The sequence below is a fragment of the thiotrophic endosymbiont of Bathymodiolus puteoserpentis (Logatchev) genome, from assembly GCF_900127505.1.
Classification (GTDB): domain Bacteria; phylum Pseudomonadota; class Gammaproteobacteria; order PS1; family Pseudothioglobaceae; genus Thiodubiliella.
In genome coordinates this window covers 26,742-27,240 of the sequence record NZ_UEXF01000052.1, presented here as the reverse complement: position 1 = coordinate 27,240, position 499 = coordinate 26,742, and the positions used below count along the sequence as shown (strand labels likewise).

1 pseudogene is annotated in these 499 nt (G+C 39.7%); it reads right to left on the bottom strand.

Going from position 1 to position 499, the window contains the following annotated elements:
- Positions 1-499 (bottom strand): annotated as a pseudogene (locus tag BHECKSOX2_RS10700) (transposase family protein); the annotation flags it as partial.

Below are 499 nucleotides of genomic sequence, written 5' to 3'. Positions count from 1 at the left end.
ACGCCAACAATGATGTTTGTGTCTTTGGTTGAGACGATTGAGACTTTATTGCCATACTCGTATTGTTTGTGGTCTTTGCCTTTGGCAATGACATATACATCAGGCTCGTGCAATGAATAGATCTTGTTCTTATCTTTGGGTTGTTGTGCTAATACTTTTTGGTAAAACAAAAAATCTTTTGGATAGTTTTAAACAGGCTATGTGTGTGAAGTTTGCGTTGCAATTCTCTGATGAGTTTGTTGGCAATAGTTCTTAGGCGGGTTAAGGCTTTTTTAGCTTTGGCACGCTTTTTAACATGGCGGAAGTGACGAATGGCTAAGCGGCAGTTTTTAACTTCTTTAACATAGGTTCTGCGTTGTTGAATGCCATGACGCTTTGCTAGCTTGTTAAGGCGATTGATGATTTTAATGGCAAGTTTGGCATCGGTGGGGTAAGTGATGTTTTTTTCTTGTACGGTGGTGTCAATTAATACTGTTGCTTCTTGGGCTTGTTTGCCATG